General features: G+C 70.1%; 15 protein-coding genes. 7 read left to right on the forward strand and 8 right to left on the reverse strand.

The window, feature by feature from the left end; translation table 11 throughout:
• Window positions 1–289: 289 nt before the first annotated feature.
• Window positions 290–1,351 (reverse strand): MBL fold metallo-hydrolase, encoded by a 1,062-nt coding sequence (locus WMF14_RS22605; RefSeq protein WP_437803541.1) that lies wholly within the window; start codon window positions 1,349–1,351, stop codon window positions 290–292.
• Window positions 1,352–1,433: 82 nt separating this feature from the next.
• Between WMF14_RS22605 and WMF14_RS22610 the strand changes: the two genes are divergently transcribed.
• The 4 genes from WMF14_RS22610 to WMF14_RS22625 all read left to right on the forward strand — a co-directional run bounded on the left by WMF14_RS22610 (window position 1,434) and on the right by WMF14_RS22625 (window position 6,343).
• Window positions 1,434–2,357: a LysR family transcriptional regulator gene (locus tag WMF14_RS22610; RefSeq protein ID WP_437803543.1), complete on the forward strand. Its 924-nt coding sequence runs from the start codon at window positions 1,434–1,436 to the stop codon at window positions 2,355–2,357.
• Window positions 2,358–2,632: 275 nt separating this feature from the next.
• Window positions 2,633–3,604 (forward strand): hypothetical protein, encoded by a 972-nt coding sequence (locus WMF14_RS22615; RefSeq protein ID WP_437803544.1) that lies wholly within the window; start codon window positions 2,633–2,635, stop codon window positions 3,602–3,604.
• 329 nt (window positions 3,605–3,933) lie between these two features.
• Window positions 3,934–4,971 (forward strand): hypothetical protein, encoded by a 1,038-nt coding sequence (locus tag WMF14_RS22620; protein WP_437803546.1) that lies wholly within the window; start codon window positions 3,934–3,936, stop codon window positions 4,969–4,971.
• 37 nt (window positions 4,972–5,008) lie between these two features.
• Window positions 5,009–6,343, forward strand: a complete 1,335-nt coding sequence (locus WMF14_RS22625) for a hypothetical protein (protein WP_437803547.1) — start codon at window positions 5,009–5,011, stop codon at window positions 6,341–6,343.
• Window positions 6,344–6,440: 97 nt separating this feature from the next.
• On the opposite strand, the gene WMF14_RS22630 is transcribed toward WMF14_RS22625, so the two are convergent.
• Complete coding sequence (locus WMF14_RS22630; protein WP_437803549.1) at window positions 6,441–7,652, reverse strand: PAS domain-containing protein; 1,212 nt, start codon at window positions 7,650–7,652, stop codon at window positions 6,441–6,443.
• Window positions 7,653–7,711: 59 nt separating this feature from the next.
• Window positions 7,712–8,557, reverse strand: coding sequence for a factor-independent urate hydroxylase (gene pucL, locus WMF14_RS22635; protein ID WP_437803551.1), 846 nt, complete (start codon window positions 8,555–8,557; stop codon window positions 7,712–7,714).
• Between the two features lie 211 nt (window positions 8,558–8,768).
• Between pucL and WMF14_RS22640 the strand changes: the two genes are divergently transcribed.
• From WMF14_RS22640 to WMF14_RS22650, 3 genes are all read left to right on the forward strand, one after another.
• Window positions 8,769–10,277: a cobalamin B12-binding domain-containing protein gene (locus tag WMF14_RS22640; protein ID WP_437803553.1), complete on the forward strand. Its 1,509-nt coding sequence runs from the start codon at window positions 8,769–8,771 to the stop codon at window positions 10,275–10,277.
• Window positions 10,278–10,519: 242 nt separating this feature from the next.
• The gene (locus WMF14_RS22645) at window positions 10,520–11,743 is read left to right on the forward strand and encodes a sensor histidine kinase (protein ID WP_437803555.1); all 1,224 of its coding nucleotides are present in this window, start codon (window positions 10,520–10,522) and stop codon (window positions 11,741–11,743) included.
• The gene (locus tag WMF14_RS22650; protein ID WP_437803557.1) at window positions 11,740–12,930 is read left to right on the forward strand and encodes an ATP-binding protein; all 1,191 of its coding nucleotides are present in this window, start codon (window positions 11,740–11,742) and stop codon (window positions 12,928–12,930) included. Before WMF14_RS22645 ends, WMF14_RS22650 begins: the two co-directional genes overlap by 4 nt.
• 25 nt (window positions 12,931–12,955) lie before the next feature.
• Here the strand turns inward: WMF14_RS22650 and WMF14_RS22655 are convergent, their stop codons facing one another.
• The 5 genes from WMF14_RS22655 to WMF14_RS22675 all read right to left on the reverse strand — a co-directional run bounded on the left by WMF14_RS22655 (window position 12,956) and on the right by WMF14_RS22675 (window position 25,116).
• Entirely contained in the window at window positions 12,956–15,628 is a 2,673-nt protein-coding gene (locus tag WMF14_RS22655; protein WP_437804269.1) for a glycoside hydrolase family 15 protein, read from the reverse strand.
• Between the two features lie 420 nt (window positions 15,629–16,048).
• Entirely contained in the window at window positions 16,049–17,194 is a 1,146-nt protein-coding gene (locus WMF14_RS22660) for an ABC transporter permease (protein ID WP_272099993.1), read from the reverse strand.
• Window positions 17,195–17,239: 45 nt separating this feature from the next.
• Entirely contained in the window at window positions 17,240–18,766 is a 1,527-nt protein-coding gene (locus tag WMF14_RS22665) for a sugar ABC transporter ATP-binding protein (protein ID WP_437803559.1), read from the reverse strand.
• 71 nt (window positions 18,767–18,837) lie between these two features.
• On the reverse strand, window positions 18,838–19,875 hold the full coding sequence (locus tag WMF14_RS22670; protein WP_437803560.1) for a sugar-binding protein: 1,038 nt from the start codon (window positions 19,873–19,875) through the stop codon (window positions 18,838–18,840).
• 180 nt (window positions 19,876–20,055) lie between these two features.
• Window positions 20,056–25,116, reverse strand: a complete 5,061-nt coding sequence (locus WMF14_RS22675) for an AAA family ATPase (protein WP_437803562.1) — start codon at window positions 25,114–25,116, stop codon at window positions 20,056–20,058.
• Window positions 25,117–25,221: the final 105 nt, after the last annotated feature.

Raw genomic sequence — 25,221 nt, forward strand, 5'->3', positions numbered from 1 at the left:
ATCCGCCGGCGAAGTCTGATACTGACCGAAGACTCCACTCCCGCCATATTATCGATCTCGATTGACAGCCACTTGACGCGGCACGCGCCGCGTCAGACCAGCAGGACCGGGCGCACTCCGGCCTTGGAAGCGAGGCGAGAGCGCGAATCCGTCGCATCTCTCCACGCCACCCACGCCGCGCACACGAACAGTTATTGGAAGAATTCCCGCTCCGGCTCGGATTGATCACGAGCTTCCGAAAACCCTCCAATTGACCAGCGACTCCACGCCCGCCGCGGGCGTCGTCGCGTCACGGGGTGGTGGAGATCTCGCAGATCACCTGGGGCGCTTCGTGCCCGTAGACGACACGCAGGCTCGGGTGGGCGCGGACGAGCTCGCGCAGGCGATCCAGGCTCTGCTGTCCCGCGGCTTCGTCGCTCGCCGAGGGCCCGCGCGGGCCGATGCCGCGCTCGAATGCCCAGGCGTAATGCGACGCATCGCCGACGAGCAGCACCGGGCCGGACTCGGCGTTGACCACGAACGAGAGGTGACCGCGCGAGTGGCCGGGCGTCGGGAGCGCCCAGAGCGCGCCGTCGCCCCACACGTCGATGGCCATGTCGAACGGCGGCATGGGGGCGCCGCGCGCGAACGAGAGCTCCGAGAGCGTCGCGCCTTCGGCGAAGTGCCCGTAGCCCAGGTGCCCCGCGAGATCGTCGGCCTCGCCCTCGCCGGTCACGATCTCCACGTCGCGCGGGAGCTCGCCGAGGCCGGCCGTGTGATCGCCGTGAACGTGCGTCAGGTAGACCTGACGCGGGCGCGAGCCGAGGCGCGCGAGCTGAGCGCCGAGCGAGCGCCCTGCAGGGAGCGTGAACCGCGTGCCCATCGCCCGGTGCAGCCAGCTCACCGGCGCGCGGACGTCGCCGAACGGATCCCGCTCGAACGGGGCGGAGAGGCCGGCGTCTATCAGCACGTCGCCGCGCGTTGGATGGCGGACGAGGTGCGCGTAGATCGGCAGCGGCTCGTGCTCTCGGGCCCGATCGAACTCGACGTGGTCGCTGCGGAGCAACATCGAACGCGCTCCGCTGACCTCGCCCGTCTCGAGGGTGCACAGGCGCACCCGCTGGCCGCGCGCGAACACGTCCTCCCACGCGGAGGCGCGCTGCGGGGGCACGGCGAGCTCCACGCGTGGGAGCTTCGACGGGCTGCCAAGGCCGGCCCAGATCACGAGCGCCGCCCCGATCGCGACGACGGCGCCGAGCCCGGCGCCGATCCGGCGAAGCCACGGGCGGAGGGACGTGGAGGGCCGGCGAGGCACGGTCGGCGGCTCGGGCGGCGTCATCGAAGGAGCTTCATCGAGCGGAACATCACGCATGCCTCGGTTGTACGGCGCGCGGCCGCACGCGGGTCATGCTCCGGCGTGATGCCTGATATGTCGTGCAGGATATGATCCGGCGATGCGGATCGAGGACGTCGATTTCAACGGGCTGCGCGCGCTCCACCACCTGCTCGAGACGCGGAGCGTGACCCAGGCGGCGCGGCGCCTCGGCACGACGCAGCCGAACATGAGCCGCTCGCTCGCGCGGCTCCGAGAGGTCTTCGGCGATCCCTTGTTCGTGTCCACCGGCCGCGCCCTCGAGCCGACGCCCATGGCGCTCGCGCTCCAGCCCGACGTGGAGCGCGCCCTGTCGGCGCTGCGCGTGGTCTTCGATCCCATGGTCCGCCAGAAGCGCGAGGACGAGCCGTTTCCGCTGCGCGTGGCGACGTCCGATTACGGCACCCTGGTCGTGCTGAGGCCGTGGCTCGCGCAGCAGGCCAAGGCGCCGCCGATGACGACGCTGCGCATCGTCCAGCCCTCGCTGGAGACGATCGGCGCTCTCGAGCGCGGGGAGGTCGACCTGGCGCTCGTCCCGAGGGTGGACATCGACGGGCTGGAGCAGTTCGTGTTCCGCCCCATCGTCGACGACGAGCACGTGATCGTGACGCGGCGCGGGCACCCGCTCGCGCGGGGGCGCGCGACGTTCGAGCGATACCTCGCGTGCGGGCACGTCGTCGTGGGCAACTCGCTGCCGGGGCTCTCGCCGGTGCAGCGGGCGATCGCGCGGCTCGAACGATCGCGGGACGTGCGGGCGCGCGTGCCGTCGCTGCTGCTCGCGCTCTCGCTGGCAGCGGAGACCGATCTCGTCGCTACCCTGCCCGCGCGCATCGTCCGCGCCTCGGGGCTCCCGCTCACGACCCGACAGCTCCCTTTCGAGGTCGAGCCGTTCACGCTTCACGTCGTGTTCCACCCGCGCTGGACGACTGACCCGCGCCATCGCACCCTCCGGGAGAGCCTGATCTCCAGCTCCGCCGCGAGGGGCCGCTCCAGGGCGTCCGCATGAGCCCGCAACGTTCGCGTGGCTCGCTCCGCTGGCACGATTCGACCGGAGCAGGCGATAGCGCCACTCACGCGCTCCCCGGCCGCCGTGCAGGTCCGACTCCGATGCTGCTATGCTGGTGCATGGGTCAGCGTGTGGTCGCGGTGTTCGGCTGGCTTCTCGCGCTCCTGGTCGTTCCGTCCGGTTGCAATCTTTCGTCGGCACAGGCTCCTGCCGCGCTGCCCGCGCGCGCGACTCCGATCCATCGTGCGGCGCCGGCCCCTCGCGATCCGTCGGCCGTGATTGACCCGGACGATGATGCCGGTATCGCCGCGGCGCTCGCGGGCGGCGGGCTCGACGGATGGATGCACGGCGCGGCGCCCGAGGCCGGACTCTTCGTATTCACCTACCGGCTCCCGAACGACTTCTTTCGTTACGCTGACTTTCCGATGATCCCGGGGTCGGCCGAGGTCGCGCGGGAGCTCGCCGGGCTCCAGCGGCACGACCGGCTGCGCGTCTTCGGCAGCCTCGAGAAGAAGGGCGCTCAGCGCCATGTCCGCGCGCGCCGTATCGAGGTGATCACGCGGTTTTCCTCCGGCGTGGACGCCCCGTCCTATGCGCACGACACGACCATCGACGCCGCGCTCCTCGGGGCGCGCGAGCTCGTGGGCCGTGTGCACGGCGTCGACGCCGACGGCCAGGTCCTCGTGGTCGAGCTCGCGGACAAGGTGGTGCCGGTCTTCGTGACCCGCCCGGAGCACGTCCGAGACCTGTGGCGCAATGACAAGATCCGGCTGCATTACGTGATCGCCGGGCGCCCCGATCGCCCGATCCACCTGCGGCTCGATCCGGACGTCGACAAGCCCATCGAGGTGCTGGAGCGCATGCAAGCGGTCCATGGCCAGCCGATCGAGCTGGAGGGCGACCTCGTACTTTTCCCGAGGAGCCCACAGATCAAATTCGATATCTGGGCGCTGCGCGTCGTTGACAGGGATCGGGTGGAGCGCGAGTATACGCTGGTCAATTTCGGCGATCCCGAGCTCTTCAAGGCGATCCGGGACAAGCTCGCGCGGGGCTGGGCGGCGCACCCCGGCGCGCCGGTGGACGCGCGCAACAAGTTCATCAAACCAGGCCTGCGCGTGCGCGCGAGGGGCGTGCTCAACGTGATCTCACCGGCGCAGGCCAACCCGCAGATCTTGCTGTCGGCGGAAGGCGCGGTCGAGGTGCTCGGAGCTCCAGGAGGCGGCTCGCCCCCTCCTGTCAATCGATGATCGCTCGCGGGGCGAGCTGCTGAGGCGCTCCCCGGTCTCGCCAGTCCGTCCTGTGCGTCAGCTAGACCCGAGCACGGGACGCGATCGAGCGCGGTGGAAGGAAGAAGGCAATCCCGCCTTCATTTTCCTCTTGCCCCCCGTTTCTCCAGACCACACTCTCTTCCGTGAAGGGGCGCCCGCGTGCGCCTCTTTCGGAGTGTGATCCTTCCCCATTTCGAGCGAGCGCTCCCTCCAGCTCGGGCCGCTCGCGACGTTCGTCCGTCGCGCTCCGAGCGCGCGCGTCAATGCCTCGTGTCCCGCCGGCCATGCTCTCGATCGGAGGTGTGCCCGTGAAGTCAGCGTTCGTCCTGCCGCTCGTCGTCGTATCGTCGTGCCTCGCCTCCGCCGCTGCCGCCGCCGAGCAGGCGTGCGGGTACTCCAGCGCCGGCTGGAACGCGCCGAACGGCGCGGCCGTGTTCAGCGCAGGCTCCGGGCCGATCGGAGACGTCCTTAACGCCGTCGGCGAGTTCCGTACGCACTCCATGCTGTCGCATGGTCCCGGCCGGTGGGTGACGCATGCCACCATGAAGCAGCCGCGTGAAAACTCCTGGCCCGAGGTGTGCAGCACGCCCATCGTGACGAACGATCTGCTCGATGGGTATCCCGGGCTCGCGCAGGTCAACCAGGGCGGGATCTACCGCTTCCTCTACGGGAGCGGCGGGAGCGGCCCGGTCGCGCTGACCTATCAGGTCGGCGATCCCAAGCGGGCCGCGTCGATCGGCGAAACCATCTGGTGGGAGGTGCCCTACTACGCCGAGCGCTCGATCATCGACGAAGGGGTCGAGATCCCTCGGCTGAGCGTTCGCGGCGACCGGGTGCACTACTCGTTCTTCCAGTACCGCAGCACCGAGGGCACGCCCACCGGCGGGCCGGCGTGGAACAACGGTATGGTTTGCTCTTCATTTTTGGCCTACGCGCACTACCTCGACGGCCAGGGCGCCATCCCCCCGTACACGTACAGCCACGCCAAGCTCGCCAGCGCGGCCAACGCCCTTCACGACGGGGTGATGGACAGCTGCGAGAACAGCCTGGGGTTCTGGGGCTCGCTCGGCACCTCGCTCGCCTGCCTCACGGACGTCTGCGACAAGGCCGCCAATCAGGTCGCGAACTGCATGGCCTCGCACGCATGCGACACCGGCAGCAGCAGCGTGTGGAGAGGGGTCCGAGACGATCCGAAGACCGTCGCCGTGTCCATCAGCCCCGACCGCATCGGCGGCTGGAGCGGGCACCCCTGGGGGACGCAGGCCGGCGCGACCGTCTGGTCCGCCGATACGAACCACAACGTCCAGTGGAACTCCGGAGGCAACGTCTACGGGTGCTGGTACTGACGGACGTTCGAGCACAATGACGTGAGGAGCTCCGGCCATGACGACCAGGATCGGCGAGCATCGGTCAAAGGCGCAATGGGTCGGTGGGGTGGTGCTCGCCGCCGCGCTCTGCTGGGTCCTGGTCTGGTCGGTCCACCCTTCCAGGGCGCCCGAGCCCGCGCCGGCAGCGCCGAAGGCGAGCGCGCAGGAGGCCCCGCCGAGCGCCAGACGCGCGGCGAGCGCCGCCGCCGCGAGCACGAGGGCGCCCGCGGAGGACCCGGCGCCCATCATCGACGAGATCGAGGTCGAGAAGCCGGAGGTGTGCGCCGGCGAGGAGAACCTCATCACCGTGCGATCCCATACTACGAACGGGACAGATGAGTACCTCCACAGCGTCATTGGCACGCGCACCGGATCGCGGGTGCCGCTCCGAGTATGGCCCGAGATGGACGGATCGTACGAGATGCCCACCATCTCCGTGTTCGGGCGGAACAACGTTGTGACTCGGATCGAGGTCCCGAGATACAAGGTCAACGCCTGCAAGCCGGAGCGGATCGTCGTCATCACCCACAGGCTCCTGCCGAGCACCCCCGGTGAATTCGAGCTCACGGCGCAGATCGTCGGCGTCGGGCTCAAGGACAAGCCCGACGCGACGCCGTTCAAGCCCGCGAGTTATGCCTGGGTGTTCGACGACGGCGGCTCGGAGAAGACGAAGGCGCCGTTCGTGACCCACAGCTACGAGCGCCGTCCGCAAACCGCGCTCGTCTCCGAGTTTCTCATCCGGGTGGAGGTCCAGAGCGAAGCGGGCGAGAAGCTCACCGGCCGTGCCTTGCTCCAGATCCCGAACACGATGTTTCAGGACCTCGCCGAGCGGGGGATCGTGACCATCGCGGCGACGCCGACGCCCCGCTTTCCCCGGCAGGACGGCGACGGCGTGGTCCGGCAGACCTTCCGCCTCTGGCATCACGGCGACGCGCCGGTCCGGATCGATACGGTCACGGCGGTGCGGCACTACGCGGGGGCGTCGAGCGCCTCACCGCTCGAGAAGGCCTCGCTCGGCCTGGTCGAGATCCCCCCCGGGCAAGGGGTCGATGTGGACGTGAGGCTCGACACGGTGCGTGAACCGGATGTCTTCACCATCACATACATCCTCGATGGGGAGACGGCGGAGGGGCACGCGGCGCGCGGGACGTTCTCGCTGATGAAGCCGCCGCCCGCGCCGACCAAGGAGTCGAGCACACCGGTCACGGAGCCCGTCCTCCTCGCCAAGATCAAGCGGGCGCGAGAGCTCCTGGCGCAGGAGTTCGTCACGGACGAGGACATCTGGCGGCTGGAGCGAGAGGGGAAGATGGCAGATCTCGACGGCTCGCCGCCGCCGGCGCCAGCGCCATAGCCCGCTCCGAGCGCGCCGCCATGGCCGCGTCGACTCCCCTGCTTCGGGCTCGTGGCCGGTCGGGCGCCGAGCGCGATCGTGACCCCGAAGCCCCCGATCAGCGTGCCTCGGCCCGCCTCGAGCCGTTGGCCGCGGCGGCGTCGGCGCCGTTCATCCGCTGGATGCAGAGCTTGAGGCCGGCGCGGAGGTTGCCCATCGTGATGATCCCCGAGAGATCGAGCCCCAGCGCGATCATCGTCTGCGCCACGTTCGAGCGGATACCCGTGATCACGCCCTCGGCGCCGAGGAGCCGTATCGCGCGGACCATCTCGATGAGGTAGCTCGCCGTCTTCGTGTCGACGGCGTCGACCCCGGTCAGATCGAGTATCGCGAAGCGCGCCCCCTTGCTCGAGATCGCGTCGAGGAGGCTATCCATCACCTCGGAGGTCCTCAAGCTGTCGACGACACCGACCATCGGGAGCGTCAGCACGCGATCCCAGACCTCGATGATGGGCGTCGACAGCGCGCGAATCACCTGCTGCTGGGCCTGGATCATGTCGAGCCTCGCCTGGAGCTCGACCTCCTTGCGTTTCATCTCCGTGATGTCGAACGTCACGGAGACCGCGCCGTCCGGCGCGCCGCGCTCGTCGAAGACGGGGAGCAGCCAGGACCGCCAGGTGACGCCGTGGGTCTCGATCTGATTCTGCACGATCTCTCCCGCCAGCGCGCGCCGCATCCCGTCCGCGGCCTCGGGGCTGGACCCGTAGAGGTCGAAGACGTTCTTGCCGATGAGCGCCCCAGGCTTCACGCCCGAGTTCTCGAGCCCCTTGCCGTCATGATGGGTGAAGACCCCGTCGCGATCATACTTGCACGCGGCGATCGGGACGTGATCGAGGATGGAGCGCAGGATGATGGAGTCGTCCCGCGACGCTTCCGCCAGACGGCCGCGGTCGGTCACGTCCTGCCCGATGAAGAGCCTGCGCATCACCTGGCCTTCGGCGCCGCGCATCGGCTCGTGCACCCACGCGCACGCGACGACGCGCCCGTCCTTCCGCCGGTGCTCGGCGGAGAGCGGCGCGCCGCCCCGCCCGTCGCAGACGCGTCGCCAGAGGTCGACGTCGGCGCCGCCCAGCGCTGTGTCCGCGAGGCGGCGGCCAATCACCTCTTCCGCGGTATAACCCAGCAGCCGCTCCGCCCCGGCGCTCCACGCGGCGATCTCGAGATCATCGGCGTCGCCCGTGCACTCGACGGCGATGAACGGCCCGTTGAGGACCGCGTTCATGTAGCTCGTCGCGACCTCAAGCTCGTCCGGGCCCGCCACCTGGTCCATGCACCGCACTGTACCGGGCACGTCATCGGCATGTCGAGAAAAACGGCCACGCCCGACGGTCAGGTCCCTCGCTTCATCGTGGCCTCGATGAGCCCGTGCGGCTCGTCGACCGGGACGAATATCTCGTTGTCGTTGGCGAGCCCAAAGGGCGTGAGATCGACGAGCAGGCAGTGCTTGTTGGGGAGCGAGAGGCTCACCTCGTCGATGGCAGGACAGGCGGCGAGCACCGCCTCCCCCAGGTCATGAATGGTGTGCTGCACCGAGAGGCTATGTCGCTCCGCGAAGGTCTCGATCAGGGCGCGGCGGGCGCGCTCCCACGTCGCCGTGGGCGCCGGGTCGCGGCCGGCCGTGCGCCAGCGGGCCACCATGAGCGTCGAGAGGATGCGGTCCCCGGTCTCCTTGAGCGTCGTGTACTCGTCGCGCGGGAAGCCCGAGAACGCCGAGCCGGCGGTCTTGAGGACGAGGAGATCCGCGACGCCGGACGTGATCTCGACCCCGCCAGGAGCCGCGGAGATCTCCGCGGTCCGCCGCTCCCCTGCCGCGCGGAGGAACGCGTGAGGGTGCGGCGCGCCGCCCGCCTCGACGCGAGACCACACACTCTCTGCGATGACGACCGTCGCCCGCCGGGTGTGCGGCTTGCCGAGGAAGTGTTCGGCGAGCAGGGCGCCAAAGTCCTCGATCGGCTCGACCGGGTGGCCCTTGGCGAGCGCGTACACGGTGTTCTTCATCGTGTCCGTGGGCAGCACCTTGCTGTTGTCACCCTTCGTGTAAGCGTCGTCGAACTCGCCCTCCAGCTGGATATCGACCTGGACGTCGGTGAGCTCGTGCCGCGCGCCCGCGCGGCGGACCTTCACGAGCCGCACCCTCGATTTGCCGTAAGCGTTCCGCACCAACGAGATTGACATCGTTCTTCAGCTCCCGCGCCGGGCGACGACGCTCCCTTGCGACGCGGGAGAGACGGTAGCTTGAAGCACGACGCCGGCTCAAGCCTGGCGGGCCCTTCGGCCCGCGGCGCGCGACGACGCACCGGCGGCGGCCGCCCGCCGGTGCGTCGTCGGGCGAGCCCGTGCGATATCGCGCGTGCGGCGACGACGGCGCGTCACCACATACGCGGGCATGGTGACCACAGAGCGTGACAGGGCGGCCGACGAGCTCGTCGCTCGCCGTGAATCGTTGAGGGACGCCGCGCTCGCCCGCCTCGAGGCCGCGTCCGTCGCGCCGCGCGCCTTCGGAGCGCGCGGCGAGCGCGAGGCGCTCTCGCGCTGCCACGTGGACCTCGCGGCGCACATCGACGCCCTCGCGGCGGCGCTCCGCGCTGCGGGCGCCCAGCAGCTCTGCGAGTACTGCGCGTTCACCGCGGTGTTCCTCGAAGCGATCGGGGTGCCCCGGCGCGCGCTCAGCGCCGCGCTCGACGCCCTGAGCGAGAGCATCGGCGAGCAGCTCGATCCGGCGCTCGCTTCGGTGGCGCAGGACGCGCTGGCCGCGGGCCGGGAGCGCCTCTGCGCCTCGCCCCTCGTGACGCCGGCCGCGCTGGCGGCCATCCCCGAGCCCCCGTGCGCCGCCGGCGAGGCCGGCTCGGCGGCGGAGGCCATCGAGCGCTCGGCGGCGCGCATCGCGCCGATGAGCGTGGCGCTCAGCTTCGTGCGGCGCCCGGCGGACGCGCTCGTCGCCGACGCGAAGCGCGCCCTCTGCCTCGACGACGCCAGGCGCCACGTCGCGCAGCTCGCCGCGGCGGTCGACCAGGAGTCGCCGGAGCTCTTCAGCGCCTATGCGGAGTGGGCGCAAACGCTGCTGGTGCAGCACGGCCTCGACCCCGCCGAGCTCGCGGCCTACCTCCGCGCGCTCGACGACGTCGTAGCGCTCACGCTGCCGGAGCGCCTCGCCGAGGCGCCGCGGCGGTACCTGGCGGCGGCGCTCGAGCGGCTCACCTCGATGCGCGCCGAGGATCGCAGCTTCGTCCGCCCGGAGGCGCCGCTCGGGGCCGTCGCGTGCAGCTACCTCGACGCGCTGCTCGATCGGGACCGGAGGCGAGCGGTGCGGGCCATCCGGGAAGCGCTCGACGCGGGCGCGTCGGTCAAGGACATCTATGCTCACGTGCTGCAGCCGTGCCAGTACGAGCTGGGCCGGCGCTGGCAGCTCCGTCAGCTCAGCATCGCCGGGGAGCATTACTGCACGGCGGTCACGCAGATGATCCTGGGCCAGCTCTATCCGCACGTCGTCAGCGGCGATCGCGCCGGCCGTCGCCTCGTGGCCACCGCCGTGGACGGCAACCTCCACGAGATCGGCGCGCGCTTCGTCGCCGATTTCTTCGAAATGGCTGGGTGGGACACGTTCTATCTCGGGGCCAGCACGCCGGCCGAGCACGTGATCCAGGAGGTCGTCCAGCGGAAGGCCGACGTCCTCGCGATCTCGGCCGCGCTGAGCGACCAGCTCTCGAGCGTCCGCCAGGTGATCGCCGCGGCGCGCGGCGACGACCGGTGCAGGGGCGTCGTCATCCTGGTCGGCGGCCACCCGTTCCGCGTCGTCGACGACCTCTGGAGGCAGCTCGGGGCCGACGGCTCGGCGCCGAACGCGGAGCGGGCCGTCCGCACGGCGGAGCAGCTCCTCGCGGCGCGGGGCGCATGACCCCGCTCCGCGCGCTCAGGCGCCGGCCCCGCGGGGGTGCGTTTCGCATAGCGAGCGCCGCGCCGGCCTGCCAAAGACGGATCGCCTCCGCCGCGAGCGAGGGAGAGGCTCGGCCTCCGATGATTCCGATGGAACCGCGCAGGACGCAAAGCGCAGGAGAAAACGAGGGAGCGCCGCTCGCGGCCCCGCCGGCAGGACGCGAGCTCAGCGGTCCAGTCGCAGAGCTCGCCGTCGCTTTCCTGATGGCCTCGACCGCGCTCGCGATTGGCGTGTTCACGCCGGACGGCGCGCCGAGGCTCACCAACCGCGGCATGCGCCGGCTGCTCGGGGGGGTGGGCGAGCCGGGTCGCGCCGAGGCTCGCCTCGTCAGCCCGAGCTTCGCGCAGCTCGCCGCGGCCGAGCGCGGCGCCGACGAGCCGATCTTCAGCGGCATGCTGCACTTCGGGGACCTCCGGTCGATCGCGCACAGCCTCCGGGGAGAGGTCTGGCGGCTCGGCCACGACCTGCTGCTCCTCGCCGAGTTCGACGTCATCGAGCTCGAGCGCGTCGTCGCCGACGTGTCCGCGCTCAACTCGCGGATCACGAGCCTCCAGCGGCGGCTCGTCGCCGAGCAGAAGGAGCTCGAGCGGTCGCTCGAGCAGCTGCGCGCCACGCAGTCGATGCTCGTCCACTCGGAGAAGATGAACGCGCTCGGCAAGCTCGCCGCCGGCGTGGCCCACGAGATCAACAACCCGCTCGCCTTCGTCCGGAGCAACGTGCACACCCTGGGAGAGTCGCTCGATCGGCTGTTCGCCGCCTACGAGGCGCTCGAGCGGGCCGCCGTCGGCGCGGGCTCGGACGAGGTGAAGGGCCTGGCCGAGGCGCTCCGCGCGGAGGTCGAGCCCGACTTTCTGCGCGAGGATACGGCGGATCTCGTGAAGGGCACGCTGGGCGGCCTCGCGCGCGTGCAGAAGATCGTCGAGGACCTCAGGATCTTCACACGGATCGACCGGGCGGACGAGGAATGCTGCGATCTGAAGGAGTGCCTGGAGAGCACCCTCGCGATCGCGGGCCCGGCGCTGAAGGACGGCGGCGTCCAAGTGACGGTCGAGTGGGCCGAGCTGCCGAAGCTGCTTTGCAAGCCGGCGGAGCTCAGCCAGGTATTCCTGAACCTCCTCATCAACGCGGCCCAGGCGGTCGAGTGCCGAGGCCGGGGGAACGGTCGCATCGTGATCCGCGTGCGCGACGAAGGGCGCGGGATCGTCCTGGAGTTCGAGGACAACGGAGCCGGGATGACCCCTGACGTCCTCGGCCGGATCTTCGATCCGTTCTTCACGACCAAGCCTGTCGGCCAGGGCACGGGGCTGGGCCTCACCATCTCGCACAAGATCATCGTCGATCAGCACGGCGGCACGATCGCCGTCCGATCGACCCCCGGGGCGGGCAGCACCTTCACGATCACGCTGCCGAAGGAGCTCGACCGATGACGCGCGCCTCCGGCGAGCGGCGCGCGCTGCTCATCGTCGACGACGAGCGCGAGACCTTGAAGGCGCTCCGCCGCGAGCTCCGGCGCGACTACGATGTCCTCATCGCGGAGAGCGCCGAGCAGGGTCACGCGATCTTGCGCGAGCGGACCATCCCTGTCGTCCTCAGCGACCAGCGGATGCCGGGCACGACAGGCACGGAGTTCTACGCGAGGGTCAAGGCCGAATACCCGGAGACCGTCCGACTCCTCATGACCGCCTATGCGGACACGAGCGCCGCCATCCAGGCCATCAACGAGGGCGGCGTGTACCGGTTCATCTCCAAGCCATGGGATCCGCCGGCGCTGGCGGGCGTCGTGAGCGACGCGTTCGCCCATCACGAGCGCATCAGCAGCTGCCAGCGGCTCCTATCGAGCCTCAAGACGAGCGCCGACGCCCTCCACCTCGAGAACCAGCACCTCGCCGAGGCGACCCAGAAGACCCATGAGCTCATGGGCATCGCCGCGCACGATCTGCGCAATCCGCTCGCGGCGATCCAGTGGTTCACGAAGATGCAGCTGGCCGGCGTCGGCGCGGGGCTCGAGGACACGCGGCGCTACGCCCTGAAGATCCAGGACAACGCCGAGTTCGCGCTGCAGCTGATCGAGAACCTGCTCGACATCACGACGCTGGAGCACGGGCACGGCGCGCTGCGCCTGCAGGAGGCCGACCTGAGAGGCATCGTCCTGGCGGCGGTCTCCCTGAACGAGCACGGCGCCGGCCGGAAGGGGATCACGGTGGACGTCGACGTGCCTGCGGATCTCCCGCTCGTCTGCTGCGACGTAGGGCGGATCGAGCAGGTCCTGAGCAACCTGCTCAGCAATGCGTTCAAGTTCTCTCATCCGGGCACGACGGTGACGGTGCGCGCGTGGAGGATCGGCCAGGCGGTCGAGGTGATGATCGAGGATCAGGGCCTGGGCATCCGCCCGGACGAGATCAGCGGCGTGTTCAGCAAGTTCCGGAGGACGAGCACCCGATCGACAGGCGGCGAGAAGAGCACGGGGCTCGGCCTGTCGATCTGCAAGAACCTCGTCGAGCGCCACGGCGGCACGATCCGCGTGGAGAGCGAGCTCGGCCGGGGAACGCGGGTGTTCTTCACGCTGCCGATGAAGGCTGGGTGCTCCTGCGAGCCGGAGCGCTCCGCGGCGTAGGCTCGCCGCGCGCGCCGCGCCCGAGTTACCAGCTCACGGTGTCGTTGAGCGTGAGCGTGCCGCCGGACGCGGGCGTGCTCATCGTGCGATTACCGCCGCCCGGGAGGTTCTCCCAGGTCACGCTGCCGTCGGCGTTCTTGCGATAGTACTTGTACTGGAGCGCGCTGCTGGCCGGCACGTTGACGCGGTTCGTCCACACGGGGTAACTGCGCGGATCGACCGGGATGCCGAGATCGGTGTTCCAGTTGCCGAGCGCCGCGGTGTTGCCAGTGACGTACATGGTCTGGCCGACCACGGTGGTCGCGGTGACGTTGACCGCGACGCCGGCCTCGCCGGACGCGGGCGGCACCGCGCACGCGTTGTAGCGGCCGCAGACCACCGAGGGGATATCGACGACCCTGCCCGCACGGATCGACGCCACCAGGCTGATGTACTCGCCCATGGCCCAGTTCAGGGGGCTCATGGACCGCGTCGGGGTGCCCGCCGAGACGTTGCCCGGCTTCTGGACGGACCAGCCGGTGACGTCCGTCGTCTCGCTCCACACCTGCTCCGGGATGAAGCCCTGAGGCGTCGAGAACGCCTTCACCGCGGTCAGGAAGGGGCTGCCGTCGGCGCCGACACCCGTGCTGGCGATCTTGAACATGCCGCGCTCGGCCGTGAAGATGGGCCACAGCCGGCCCCGGCCGCCGTTGCCGTCGAAGTTGCCGCCGTCGTTCTTCTCGCCGTATCCATCGTAGTTGTAGCGGAACCAGGCGTCGCCCTTGCCGGCGATGGTCCGCTTCAGGATGGCGTCGTACTCGGGCAGCGTCGCGACGATCGAGGGATCGTCCGGCCGCTTCACCCCCATCCGCACGAGCTCGAGGAAGCCGCCGTCGACGATGTAACGCTGATCGTGCGTGCCGCCGCCGTTGCCGATCGTGAAGGTGGTCGCCGCGTCCGGCCCGGACACCGGGTTGTACACCTGCGGCCCGCTGCCGGTGTTGCCCCGCGCGGAGGGGTTGATGCGGATGTAATACCGGCCGTCACCGTGGTACCCCGTGGTCGTGAACGTCCAGCGGTCGACGCTCTGCTGCCAGGTGTCGGCGGCGGCCATGTAGCGCGCCGCGCTGGTGGTGTCGCCGTTCGCGCGGGCGATCGTGGCGGCGCAGACGAGGCCCGCGATCTCCGCGGCGATGGTCGACGGCGAGTACCCGGCGTTCTCCTCCCAGCGCTCCTGCTGCGTCCATGGGCCGGTGTTGACGATGTAGTCGGCGGTCCTCTTGATCTTCTTCCACAGCGGGTTGTAGACGGAAGGCCCGAGCCGCCACGCGAGGATGATCGGCATCGCCTGCTCGTCCATCTGCGTGCCTTGCCAGTACTGCCAGCCGCTGACCCAGGCGTTCTGCGGGAAGCGGCCGACGCGGCTGTAGCCCTGCGGGCAGCTCGGCGCGTCGTACTCGGCGGCGCCGCAGTCGCTCGACTGCTGCAGGGTGTTGAACAGGTAGTTGACCACCGAGGCCCCGGTCGCGGTGTCGCCGGCCGTCACGAGCGCGCTGGCGAACTTGAACAGATCGCGCGCCCAGACCAGGTGATAGCCGCCGTTGTTGCCGTCGCCGTTGGTCTCGCCCCAGGGCGTGCCCATGCCCGCGATCATGGCGCCGTTCGACTTGTCCTGGATCGCCTTGAGCGACATCGCCGCGAGGTAATACTGGTCGTCGGCGGTGGCGCTCTGGCTGCTGAGCCCGGCGGCGTAGGTCTTCCACCCGTTGTCGTAGGTGGTTTGCAGGGTGCTCAGGCTGCTGCCGAGCGTCGCGTTCGCGGTGGAGGCCGCCTCGGTCTCGGTCGCGCCGAAGCCGAGCACGACGTCGAACGACACGCTGGTGACGGCGCTGGTGCCGAGGTCGATCCAGCCCATCTGCGCCACGTTGCCGCCGCTCGCCAGGTCGTTTCGCCAGGTCATGGTCCTGTCGACGTTCCCGCCGAGGAGGTCTGTCCAGCCGTCCGACTCGCCGACGAAGCCGCTCGACACCATCGGCGCGCCGCTCACCACCTTCCACGGGCGCGACGCGGCGAGCGCCGAGGCGCGGCTGTTCTCCGAGGCGACGAGCAGCGTGCGCCCCCCTGCCGCCACGGTCCTCGACGTGTCGCCGGCCCCGGAGTTGTCCATCGCCGGGTTGTGGAGCAGGTAGAGGTCGAACTGGGTGACGTTCCTGCCGCCCAGGGCGTCGAACTGGACGCGCTGGATCAGCGCGTTGCGCCCCGGATCGGTGAAGATCGTCTTGGTGATCCGCCAGTTGTGGGCGCTGTTCGTTGTCGTCGCCTGCCAGCGCATGGACCGCTTGTCCGGCTGGGTCACGGAGAAGCTCTGCTGCTTCTCCTCGTCGACGAACGTCTTTGCCGTGTCCCCCACCAGGAACTGCAGATCGACGGTGTTCACGGTGTCGAGCACCGGATAGAACACCTCGGACACGATGCCGCGATGTCCGGTGAAGTAGACCCTCGAGGCCGCGGTCGTCGAGGTGCCGAGGAACGACTTCTCAGCAGGTCCCCACACAGAGGGTACCCCGCCCCCCTTGGCGGCAATGCCAGCGCCGATGGCCTTCAGGGCCTCCCCCTTTGGCGGGGCCCTGCCGGCAGTGCCGAACGGAACAGCGGACTCCCCGGCCGTCGCCTCCTCTGCATCTGGTTCGAGCGCGCAGCCCGCGAGCCCGAGCGTCAGGTAAAGAATTGTAGTGCCACAAGAAATGCGCTCCAGCATCACGCCACTCCCTTTCCATCGGGTGGCCGTCGCGTGAAGACCGCTCCACGGCTACCGTAAGTCAGCGACTTGGTTGATATTTTTACGTGGTGCTTGCGGATCGCGGCCCGGGCCCCCTGCGCTCGCTTCGCTCCGGCTCCGCGTGGGACGCCAGCAATGCTGTAGCGTAGCACGCGATCTTCGCGCGCTTGCGCGCGCTCGCGCGCCGCGATGCCGAGCTCCTGGCGAGGACAGCGACGCTGCGCTTCACGCGCCGTGTCGGCGCGGATCCACGAGCACCGAGACCATCATCCGCGGGTCGGCGATCGACGCAAACGACGCCGCGCCCATCGCGGGCTCGACGGAGCGCGGCGTCGACCTCGGCGCCGCGAGCTCACGACCTTACGAGCCAACCACCTTGCGCCGCGCCGCCGCGTAGCGCCTGACCAGCTCGTCCGCGATGACGCCGGTCAGGATGACGGCGCCGATGACAGCGAACTCGATCTGGGTCGGGACGCCCAGCATGTTGATGGCGTTGCGCAGCACCTGCATCAGCGCGGTGCCCAGGATGACGCCCAGCACCGCGCCCTCGCCGCCGCGCAGGCTGAAGCCGCCCAGCACGGCCGCGGCGATCGCGTAGAGCTCGTAGAAATTGCCGAAATCGACCGGCTGGGCCGAGTTGACCTCGAGCGCGAACAGCATTCCCCCGAAGCAGGCGAGCACCGAGCAGAGGACATACGCGAGGATCGTCATCCTGTCGGTATCGACCCCGCTGTAGCGGGCCGCCTGCTCGTTGCGGCCCAGCGCCATCAGATAGCGGCCATAGACGGTGCGGTTCAGGAATATCGACGCCGCCACCGCGATCGCGAGGAACAAGAGGAACGGCATCGGGATGTCGAGCCACGTGATCAGATCGAGCCGCGTCTTCACGCCGGTGAACGGGTGCACCGCGTAGGGGCTGAAGTGCCCCTCGGAGATCCACGACAGGAACGGCACGGGGATCGAGAGCGGGCTGCCGACCGACAGGTAGCGCAGCGACTCGAACCCGACGCCGAACCCCTGCGTCTGATCGCCGGAGATCCCGCGCGCGGTGCCCCGGTAGAGCAAGAGCCCGCAGAGCGTCACGACGAACGGCTGGAGCCGGAGCTTCGTGATGAGCAGCCCGTGCGCGAGCCCGATGCAGAGGGAGATGGCGAGCAGCACGGGCACCGCCAGCGCGGGCGGCCAGTGCTGCACCGAGAGGAGCCACGGCAGCATGCAGCCGGCGAGCGCCACGACCGAGCCGATCGACAGGTCGATACCGCCCGTGATGATCACGAAGCCCGCCCCGATGCTGAGGATGCCGAACAGCGCCGTCCTCCGGATCAGGTTCTCGAGGTTCTCCGCGAGGAGGAACCTCCCGTTCATGAGCGCGGTGCCGAGCGACACCGCGAGGAGGAGCCAGAAGACGCCGAGCACCTTCCGCCGCGTGCCGTGCGCGAGCGGCGCGGCCGGCGCGACCGGCGCGGCGCCGCGCGCCCGGAGATCCTGTGTCGTCGTCACAGACATGCTCTCTGGCCTCGATGGTTAGTGGCCACGCCGCGTCACGCCGCGTCACGCCGCGGCGTCGCTGCCGGTCGCGAGCTGCATGATCGCCTCCTCGCTCAGCTCGGCGCGGCCGAGCTCGCCGGCGATGCGCCCCTCGTGCATCACCAGCGCACGGTCGGACATGCCCATCACCTCTTCCATGTCGCTGGAGACGAACAGGGTGGCCATGCCGCTCGCTGCCAATCGCTCCATCAGCTGGTATATCTCGTGCTTGGCGCCGACGTCAATGCCGCGGGTCGGTTCGTCCAGGAGGAGCACGCGCGGCGACATCGACAGCCACTTTGCGATGACGACCTTCTGCTGATTGCCGCCGGACAGGTGCTGCACCGGCTGCACGTCGCTCGGCGTCCGCACGCCGAGCTCCCGGATCATCTGCGCCGACATCCGGCGCTCGCCCGCGCGGTCGAGGACGCCGTAGCGCTGCGCCCTGCCGAGGCTCGGCAGGCTCACGTTCGCCCGGATCGCCATCTCCAGGATGATGCCCTGTTGCTGGCGGTCCTCCGGGACCAGGCCTATCCCGGCGGCGATGGCGTCTCGCGGGGCGCGCGGCATGATCGCCCGCCCGGCCACGCGGACGGCGCCCCCGGCCGCCGGCGTGACGCCGAACAGCGTCCGGAGCAGCGACGTGCGCCCCGCGCCGAGGAGCCCCGCCACGCCGACGATCTCCCCGGCGCGCACCGTGAAGGAGAGCGCGCGCTCGGGGTGCCTCGGCGTCCGGAGGCCGGAGACCTCGAGCACCGGCTCGCCGGGCGGGTTCGGGACGTGCGGATAGAACTGCGAGAGATCGCGGCCCACCATCAATCTCACGATGCGATCGTGGCTCATCTCCTCGCCGCGCGAGAGCTCTCCCGCGTTCTCGCCGTCGCGCAGCACGAGCACGCGATCGCAGAGCGCCCTCACCTCGCCGAGGCGGTGAGAGATGTACACGACGCTGATCCCGCCCGCGCGGAGCTCCCTCACCACCTGGAAGAGCGCCTCGGCCTCGTGCGGGCACAGGCACGACGTGGGCTCATCCATGATGAGCACCCGCGCGTTCGCGGAGAGCGCCTTCGCGATCTCGACGAGGTGCCGCTGCCCGAGCGACAGGCCGCCGACGACCGCGCGCGGCGAGCACGCGAGGCCGACCCGCGCCATGATCGCCCGCGCCTCCCGCTCCATCCTGCCCTCGTCGATGAAGCCGCCCCGCCGCGGCTCCCGGCCGAGATAGATGTTGGCTGCGACATCGAGGTTGTCCGCCAGGTTGAGCTCCTGGTGGATGAGCGCGATCCCGCGGGAGAGCGCCTCCCTGACGGAGCCGAGCGCGACGGGCCGCCCGTCGAAGACCATCTCGCCGGCGTCGGGCGCCTCGACGCCGGCGAGGATCTTCATGAGGGTGCTCTTGCCGGCGCCGTTCTCGCCGACGATGCCGAGCACCTCGCCGCGGCCGAGCGCGAGGTGCACGCCGCTGAGCGCGAGCACGCCGGGGAAGCGCTTGGTCAGGCCGCGCGCCTCGAGCAGCGGCGTCGCGTCCAGTTCGGGCGAGGAGGCTGTCATTCGCGTCAGCGCGTCGAGCGTCGCCGGCCCGGGGCGCGCGCCGCGCGGCGCCGCGCTGCCCGACGCCGGGTTCACTGTTGCTTGGCGGCCTTCTGCTTCAGATCAGCCCAGAACTCGTCCAGGTTGCTCTTGCGGATCTGACGGGCCGGCAGGGAGATGAACTTGTCCTGAGGCACGACGGAGTTATCCCCTCGCACGAGCGCCGCGAGCACGCGCACCGACTCCTTGCCATACATGTACGGATTCTGCACCACGGTGCCGACCACCTCGCCGTCCTGGATCGCGCGCAGCGTCGCGTCCTGCTCGTCGAAGCCGACGACCTTGATCGAGCTCATCTTCCCCGCCTGCTTGACCGCCTCGAGCAGGGCCGGCGTGTGGTACGCGTTCAGGCCGATCAGGCCCACGAGGTCCGGGTGCGCCGACATCATGTCTTCGGCGTTGCTCTTCGCCTTGGCTGCGTCGATCTGGTCGGTCAGGGTCGCGACGATTGTGTATTTCGCCCCCTTGATCTCCTGGTTGAGCGGGTCGCTCCCGGCGCTGCTGTCCGGGCGATCGAGCAGCTCGTCGAGCACGCCCTGGCGGCGCTTGCGGGCGTTGTCCCCCTCGAGCCGCCCGACCAAAATGGCCACCTTGCCGCCGCCGGGGATCGCCTCCTTCACGAGCTGCCCCGCCATCCGGCCAGCGACGTAGTTGTCGATGCCGATGTACACGATGCGCTCGCTCTTCGGAGCGTCCGAGTCCTGCGTGATGAGCTTTGTCTTCGCGGCCGCCTTGTTGAGCAGCGGGACCTGGTTCTCCGCGTCGATCGGGCTGATCGCGATGCCGTCGACGCCGCGGATCAGGAGATCCTCGACCCGATGCATCTGGTCGTTCACGTCGCTCGGCATCACGACGCTCACCTCGGCGTCGTACTCCTTCGCGCCGTCGATGACGCCCTTCTCGGCGATGGTCCAGAAGGGGGCGACGCCGTTCGTGATGTAGGCGAGCTTCGGCTTGCCCCCCGCCGCCGACGCGTCCGCCGCCGGCGCGCCGCCGTTGTCGCAGCCCAGGGCCGCGAGCCCCGCCGCCACGCAGACCCCGACGATGAACCGACCGATGCTGTTCGACATGCGCTCTCCCCTCCACCCGACAAGAGCCGCCTCGCGCGGCGGATCTGGGCGCCTCGTGCCGACGCACGGCGCACGACGGAGCAGGCACCCCCAGCCAACTGGCCAGCTCATGATGCGCGATCCGCTCCAGACGTGTCTACACGATTCGACGCGGACATTCCTACCGCGCCTGCCGCGCCCCTAGCGCCGCGTGCTCGGCGCGCTCATGCCGCCCGATCGGCCGACGGCGTAGGCGATCCCGCTCTGCAGCGTCCCGCGGATCACGATGCGCGACATGTCGATGTCGAGCCGGAGGAGCGCCTGCGCGACCTCGCCGCGGATGCCCGTCAGCACCGCCTGGACCCCGAGCAGCCGGAGGGCGTTCGCGGCGTTGAGCAGGGCGTTCGCGACGCGTTGATCGACCCCCTTGATCCCCGTGACGTCGATGATGACGGTGCGGGTGCCGCTCCTCGTCGCGCCGTCGAGCAAGGTCGTGAGCACGTCGTGCGCGCGCTCCTCGTCCAGCGTGCCGATGAGCGGCATGACCATGACGTCGCTCGTGATCGGTACGAGCGGGGTCGACAGCTCGGAGATCTTCGCCCGCTGGAACCGGATCACCTCCTCTTGGAGCTCGGCCCGGGCCGCCTCGGCGCGCTCGCGCTCGCCGAGCTCGTGCAACAGGCGCAGGTTGGCGTCCCGGAGCTCGGCGCTCTGCGCGGAGAGGCGCACGTTGGCCAGAGAGAGCTCCTCCGTCCGCTCCTTCACCTCCTGCTCCAGCCGCTCGTTGGCCTCCCGGAGCTCCGCGCTCACGGCCGTGAGGTCCGCGTAGAGCAGCGCGTTCTCGACCGCCACCGCCGCCTGCGAGGACAGGAGCCGCAAGAGCTCGATGCGATCGGCGGTGAACGCGTGCTCCGCGAGGTGGTTCTCCAGGTACAGCACCCCGCTCAGCCGGCCCTGGTGCAGGAGCGGCAAGCCCAGGATCGATTTCGGCCGGCGCGCGCTCACGTGCGGATCGCCGGCGAGGCGCGGGTCGTCCTCCGCGCGGCCGATCACGAGCGCCTCGCGCGAGCGCGTCACGTAATGCACGACCGAGCGGGCCAGATCGAGGCGCGCCTCCAGGGGCATCGAGAGGCCAAGGCTCACCGTATCGGGGCCGACCGCGATCATCGCCTCGACCGTCAGCACCTCGCCGCGCGCGAGGATGAGGAACCCCCGGCTCGCCCCGGCGCTCTTGATCACGCTGCGCAAGACCTGCTCGATCACCTTGTCGAGCACGATCGCGCTCGAGATGGCCTGCGCGGTGCTGAGGACCGTGGCGAGATCGAAGCTCTCCCCCGCGACGAGGCCCTGGAGCGCGGTGCCGGTCGGCGAGAGCGGCAGAGGCTGGCCCAGGGCCGAGGGGTCGGCCGGCGCGAGCTCCTCGCGCAGCGCCTTGGCCTTCTCGGTCGCCCCCCAGCGCTCGTACAGGTAAACCGCCCTTCGCAGGAAGATGTGCGCGAACTCGACCCTGCCCTGGGCGAGCCAGAACCTGCCGTAAAGCTCGTTGCCGAGCGCCTGGTTGTTGATGTAGTCGGCCTGCCGCGCCGCCTCGATGCCCCGCTCGTAGAGGTCCATCGCCTCGGCCCTCCGCCCCTCGACGCGGGCCTGCTCGGCGAGCAGCAGCAGGTGCTTGTGGAGCACGTTGTCCGGCCCGGCGTCGGCCCAGCGCTTCATCCGCCCGAGGAGCCGCAGCAGGTGCTCCTCGTGCTCCCGCCGCTCCGCGCCCTCGGCGCTTTCCCACGCGGCGATCCGCATGAGGGCCGCGTAGAACGTCGCCTCGGGCACCTTGGCGTGCGTCGGCAAGGCGCCCTCGATCACGGCGAGCTTCGGCATCAGATCGGCAAAGCTCGCCCTGTCGCCGAACAGGTAGGCATTCCGGATCTTGGCGTAGTACAGCCACCCCATGTGGTAGGGCGAGCCGCCGTGCTTCGCCGTGTAGGCCGCCTCGTCGAACCCGTCGTCGTCGAAGCTGAGCCGGCTCCTCGTCAGCCCTTGCAGGCACCGGAGGGGCTGGATCACGCCCGCGAGGAGGATATCGATGATGTCGTGGCTGCGGGCGCGCCGCAGGAACGCGAGGTGCGTCTCGGTGAGCTGCGAGAGCTCTGCGAGGTTCATCCCGTAGGTGAGCCGGTCCGAGCCGCTCTGGCTGATCATGTACCCCATGGCCGTCCAGTCGCCGGCCTGGAGCCCGAGGTCGTAGACCCGGTCGTAATAGGGATCTGCCCTCCGCAGCGGCTGCGTCCAGCTGTGCACGTCCGCGGAGAAGATGTGGTAGGTCTTCGCCCGGAGCACGAGGTTGTCGAGCTGGTCTGCGAGCTCGACGGCCATCTTGCCGAACCGATAGGCCGTCTCGTACTCGCCGAGCAGCGGGCCCACCACCATGCCGTACGCGACGTATCCGAACGCGGACATATCGCTGTTTCCGTGCTGCAGCGAGAGCGTCACCATCTTCACGATGGCGAGGTTCGCGAGCGTCTGGTCGCTCGAGTTGTAGGCCCCGAAGAACAGGTTCACGAGCAGCTCCAGCGTCACGGGGTGCTCGGGGTTCGTCGTCCTCGGGGCGTGGGCGAGCTCCTCGATGCTGCGCGCGCCGAGGAGGACGGGCACCGCCTCGAGCTCCCGCTCGAGGAGCGCGGCGACCTCCTCCCGGGCCTCGGGGATCGGACAGCCGAGGAGCCGGAGGCCGGCCTTCTGGACGAGGGTCGCCTCGTGATTGCGCCACTGGAGCAGGTACTGGTTCGCCTGCACGAGGAGGACGGAGACCTTGTCCATGGCCGTCCGGGCGCGCGCGAGCGCCGCGGCGCAGAGCCGCTCGGCCTCCTCGAAGGCGCCGCACAGCGACTCGACCTCGGCGCGCTCCCTGTGGAGCGCGAGGGCGAGCTCGTGATGGTCGTCGAAGCCGCCGTGGGGCAGAAACCCCATGCCCGCGCGGAGATAGCCGGCCGCCGCCTCGTAGGCGGTGGCGGCCTTGGCCCTCCTGCCGGCGGCGAGGTTGAGCTCGGCGGCCGTGGCCTGCTCCGCGGGCGAGCTCACGATGGGCGCCGCGATGTTGAAGTGGTTGACGATGTCGAAGAGCGCCTCGTCCCGAGCCGCGCCCTCGCAGCTGGCGAGCATGAGCCGCCCGATGCGGAGGTGGACCTCCCGCTTGTGATCCTCGCTGATGAGCGAGTACGCCGCCTGCTGGACGCGATCGTGCAGGAAGCGGTAGTTGACGCGCCAGTCGACGCCGGTCTGCGCCTCGTCGTCGGTCGCGTGCGCGAGGCGGTAGTCGGTGTCCACGGGCGCGATCAGGCCCTCTTGCAGGATCTTCCACAGCGCGGCCACGGTCTCGTGCGCAGGCCGCTCGCTGATGACCGCGAGCGTGCGCAGGTCGAACTCGTGCCCGATGCAGGCCGCGAGGCGGAGGACGCGCACGAGCTCGGGCTCGAGCTCCCCGATCTTGCGCGCCATGAAGTCGACGACGTTGTCGGTGACCGTGCGCCGCCGGATGCCGTCGAGTTCCCATGTCCAGGCGCCCTTCTCGAAGCGGAGCAGGCCCTCCGTGTGGAGCGAGCCCAGGAACTGCCGCACGAAGAACGGGTTGCTCTGGGTCCGATCGAACACGACGCGGGCGAGCGGCTCGACGTCGGCGCGGGCCGCGGAGAGCGCGTCCGAGAGCAGCGCGATCACGTCGGCGAGGGCGAGCGGGCTCAGCTTGAGCTCGCGGAGCGGCGCGCCTGCCTTCTCGATCTCGCCGAGCGCGACGCGGAGCGGGTGAGCCGCGTAGACCTCGTTGTCGCGGAAGGCGCCGAGGAGGAGCAGGTGGCCGCGCTCCGGATCGGCGGCCAGGACCTGGAGCAGCTTGAGCGAGGCCGGATCGGCCCATTGCAGATCGTCCAGGAAGAGGACGAGGGGGTGCTCGGCGGTCGCGAAGACGCGGACGAACGCCTTGAAGATCGCGTGAAAGCGGCCCTGCGCCTCCGCCGGCGGGAGCTGCTGGACCGGGGGCTGCTGGCCGACGATCCACTCGAGCTCCGGGATGAGGTCGACGAGGAGCTGGCCGCTGCTCCCGAGCGCGCGGCCGAGCGCCGTGCTCCAGCGCGCGAGCTGCTCCGGTCGCTCGGTGAGGATGTGCCGGAGGAGCTCCCGGAAGGCGCGCGCGAGCGAGGCGTACGGCGCCCCGCGGTTCAGCTGCTCGAACTTGCCCGCGGTGAAGTAGCCACCTCGCTGGGCGATGGCCCTGTGCATCTCGTTCACAAGGGCCGACTTGCCCATGCCCGCGTACCCCGACACGAGCAGGAGCTCGCCCTCCCCGCCGGCGGCGCGCTCGAAGGCGGCGAGCAGCGCGCGCTCCTCCTCGGCGCGGCCATAGAGCTTCTGCGGGATGCGCAGCGTATCCGGGATGTCGCGCAGGCCGAGCGCGAAGGGCGCCACGGCGCCGGACGTCGAGAGCTGGCGGAGGCACGCGTCGAGGTCGGCGAAGAGCCCGAAGGCGCTCTGGTACCGGTCCTCCGCGTTCTTCTCGAGGAGCTTCATCACGATCCGGGACACCGCGTCGGGCACGCCCGGGACCTGCTCGGGCGGCGGCACCGGCGTCCGCGCGATGTGGCCATGGATGAGATCCAGCGGGTCGCTGCCGGTGAACGGCAGGACGCCGGTGAGCATCTGATAGAGGGTCACGCCGAACGAGTAGAGGTCGGTGCGGCGGTCGATCACGCGGTTCATCCGGCCGGTCTGCTCCGGCGACATGTACGCGAGCGTCCCCTCGAGCGCCTCGGGGCTTATCGCCTGCTGCGTCTCGTGCGGGAGGAGCGTCGCGATGCCGAAGCCGACGAAGTGGACCTCGAGCGTGTCCGGGTCGACGAGGAGGTTGTGCGGCTTGATGTCCTTGTGAATCACCTTGCGGCGGTGGAACTCGTCGAGGACCCGGGCCGCAGAGCGGGCGATCGTCAACGCCGCCTTGAGCTCCAGCCGGCCGGCGCGCAGGAGGTCGTGGAGCGTCGTCCTGCTCGGCCTCTCGAGCACGAGCGCGAGGCCGTTCCTGTGCTTCTCGAGCCCGTAGGCCTTGACGACGCCCTCGACGTCGAGCGCGCAGAGCACGTTGTACTCGTGCCGGAGCGCCGCGAGCTCACGCGCGCTCGGGAACTCGCTCTTCAGGACCTTGAAGACAGCAGGCTTGCGCTCGTCACCCCAGGTTCCTTCGAACACCTCGATGCTCGAGTCGACATAGATCGGCTGGCTCACGAAACACGTCGCGGAGAGCATCTCACCTCGCCGGGGCGCCGGGCGGGCCCGCCGGCGCTGCTGCTCGCATCGAGCAGGCAGGACGGACGGTGTTCTCGCACAAGC

Origin of the sequence: Sorangium sp. So ce693, from assembly GCF_051521375.1 — a bacterium.
In the GTDB taxonomy this organism is placed as follows: Bacteria; Myxococcota_A; Polyangia; order Polyangiales; family Polyangiaceae; genus Sorangium; species Sorangium atrum.

Coding starts and splice junctions, on each gene's coding strand:
- WMF14_RS22660 (WP_272099993.1), bottom strand. CDS start 17,194: ATGTCTGTGACGACGACACAGGATCTCCGGGCGCGCGGCGCCGCGCCG.
- WMF14_RS22610 (WP_437803543.1), top strand. CDS start 1,434: ATGCGGATCGAGGACGTCGATTTCAACGGGCTGCGCGCGCTCCACCAC.
- WMF14_RS22640 (WP_437803553.1), top strand. CDS start 8,769: ATGGTGACCACAGAGCGTGACAGGGCGGCCGACGAGCTCGTCGCTCGC.
- WMF14_RS22625 (WP_437803547.1), top strand. CDS start 5,009: ATGACGACCAGGATCGGCGAGCATCGGTCAAAGGCGCAATGGGTCGGT.
- WMF14_RS22645 (WP_437803555.1), top strand. CDS start 10,520: ATGGCCTCGACCGCGCTCGCGATTGGCGTGTTCACGCCGGACGGCGCG.
- pucL (WP_437803551.1), bottom strand. CDS start 8,557: ATGTCAATCTCGTTGGTGCGGAACGCTTACGGCAAATCGAGGGTGCGG.
- WMF14_RS22670 (WP_437803560.1), bottom strand. CDS start 19,875: ATGTCGAACAGCATCGGTCGGTTCATCGTCGGGGTCTGCGTGGCGGCG.
- WMF14_RS22630 (WP_437803549.1), bottom strand. CDS start 7,652: ATGGACCAGGTGGCGGGCCCGGACGAGCTTGAGGTCGCGACGAGCTAC.
- WMF14_RS22665 (WP_437803559.1), bottom strand. CDS start 18,766: ATGACAGCCTCCTCGCCCGAACTGGACGCGACGCCGCTGCTCGAGGCG.
- WMF14_RS22650 (WP_437803557.1), top strand. CDS start 11,740: ATGACGCGCGCCTCCGGCGAGCGGCGCGCGCTGCTCATCGTCGACGAC.
- WMF14_RS22605 (WP_437803541.1), bottom strand. CDS start 1,351: ATGCGTGATGTTCCGCTCGATGAAGCTCCTTCGATGACGCCGCCCGAG.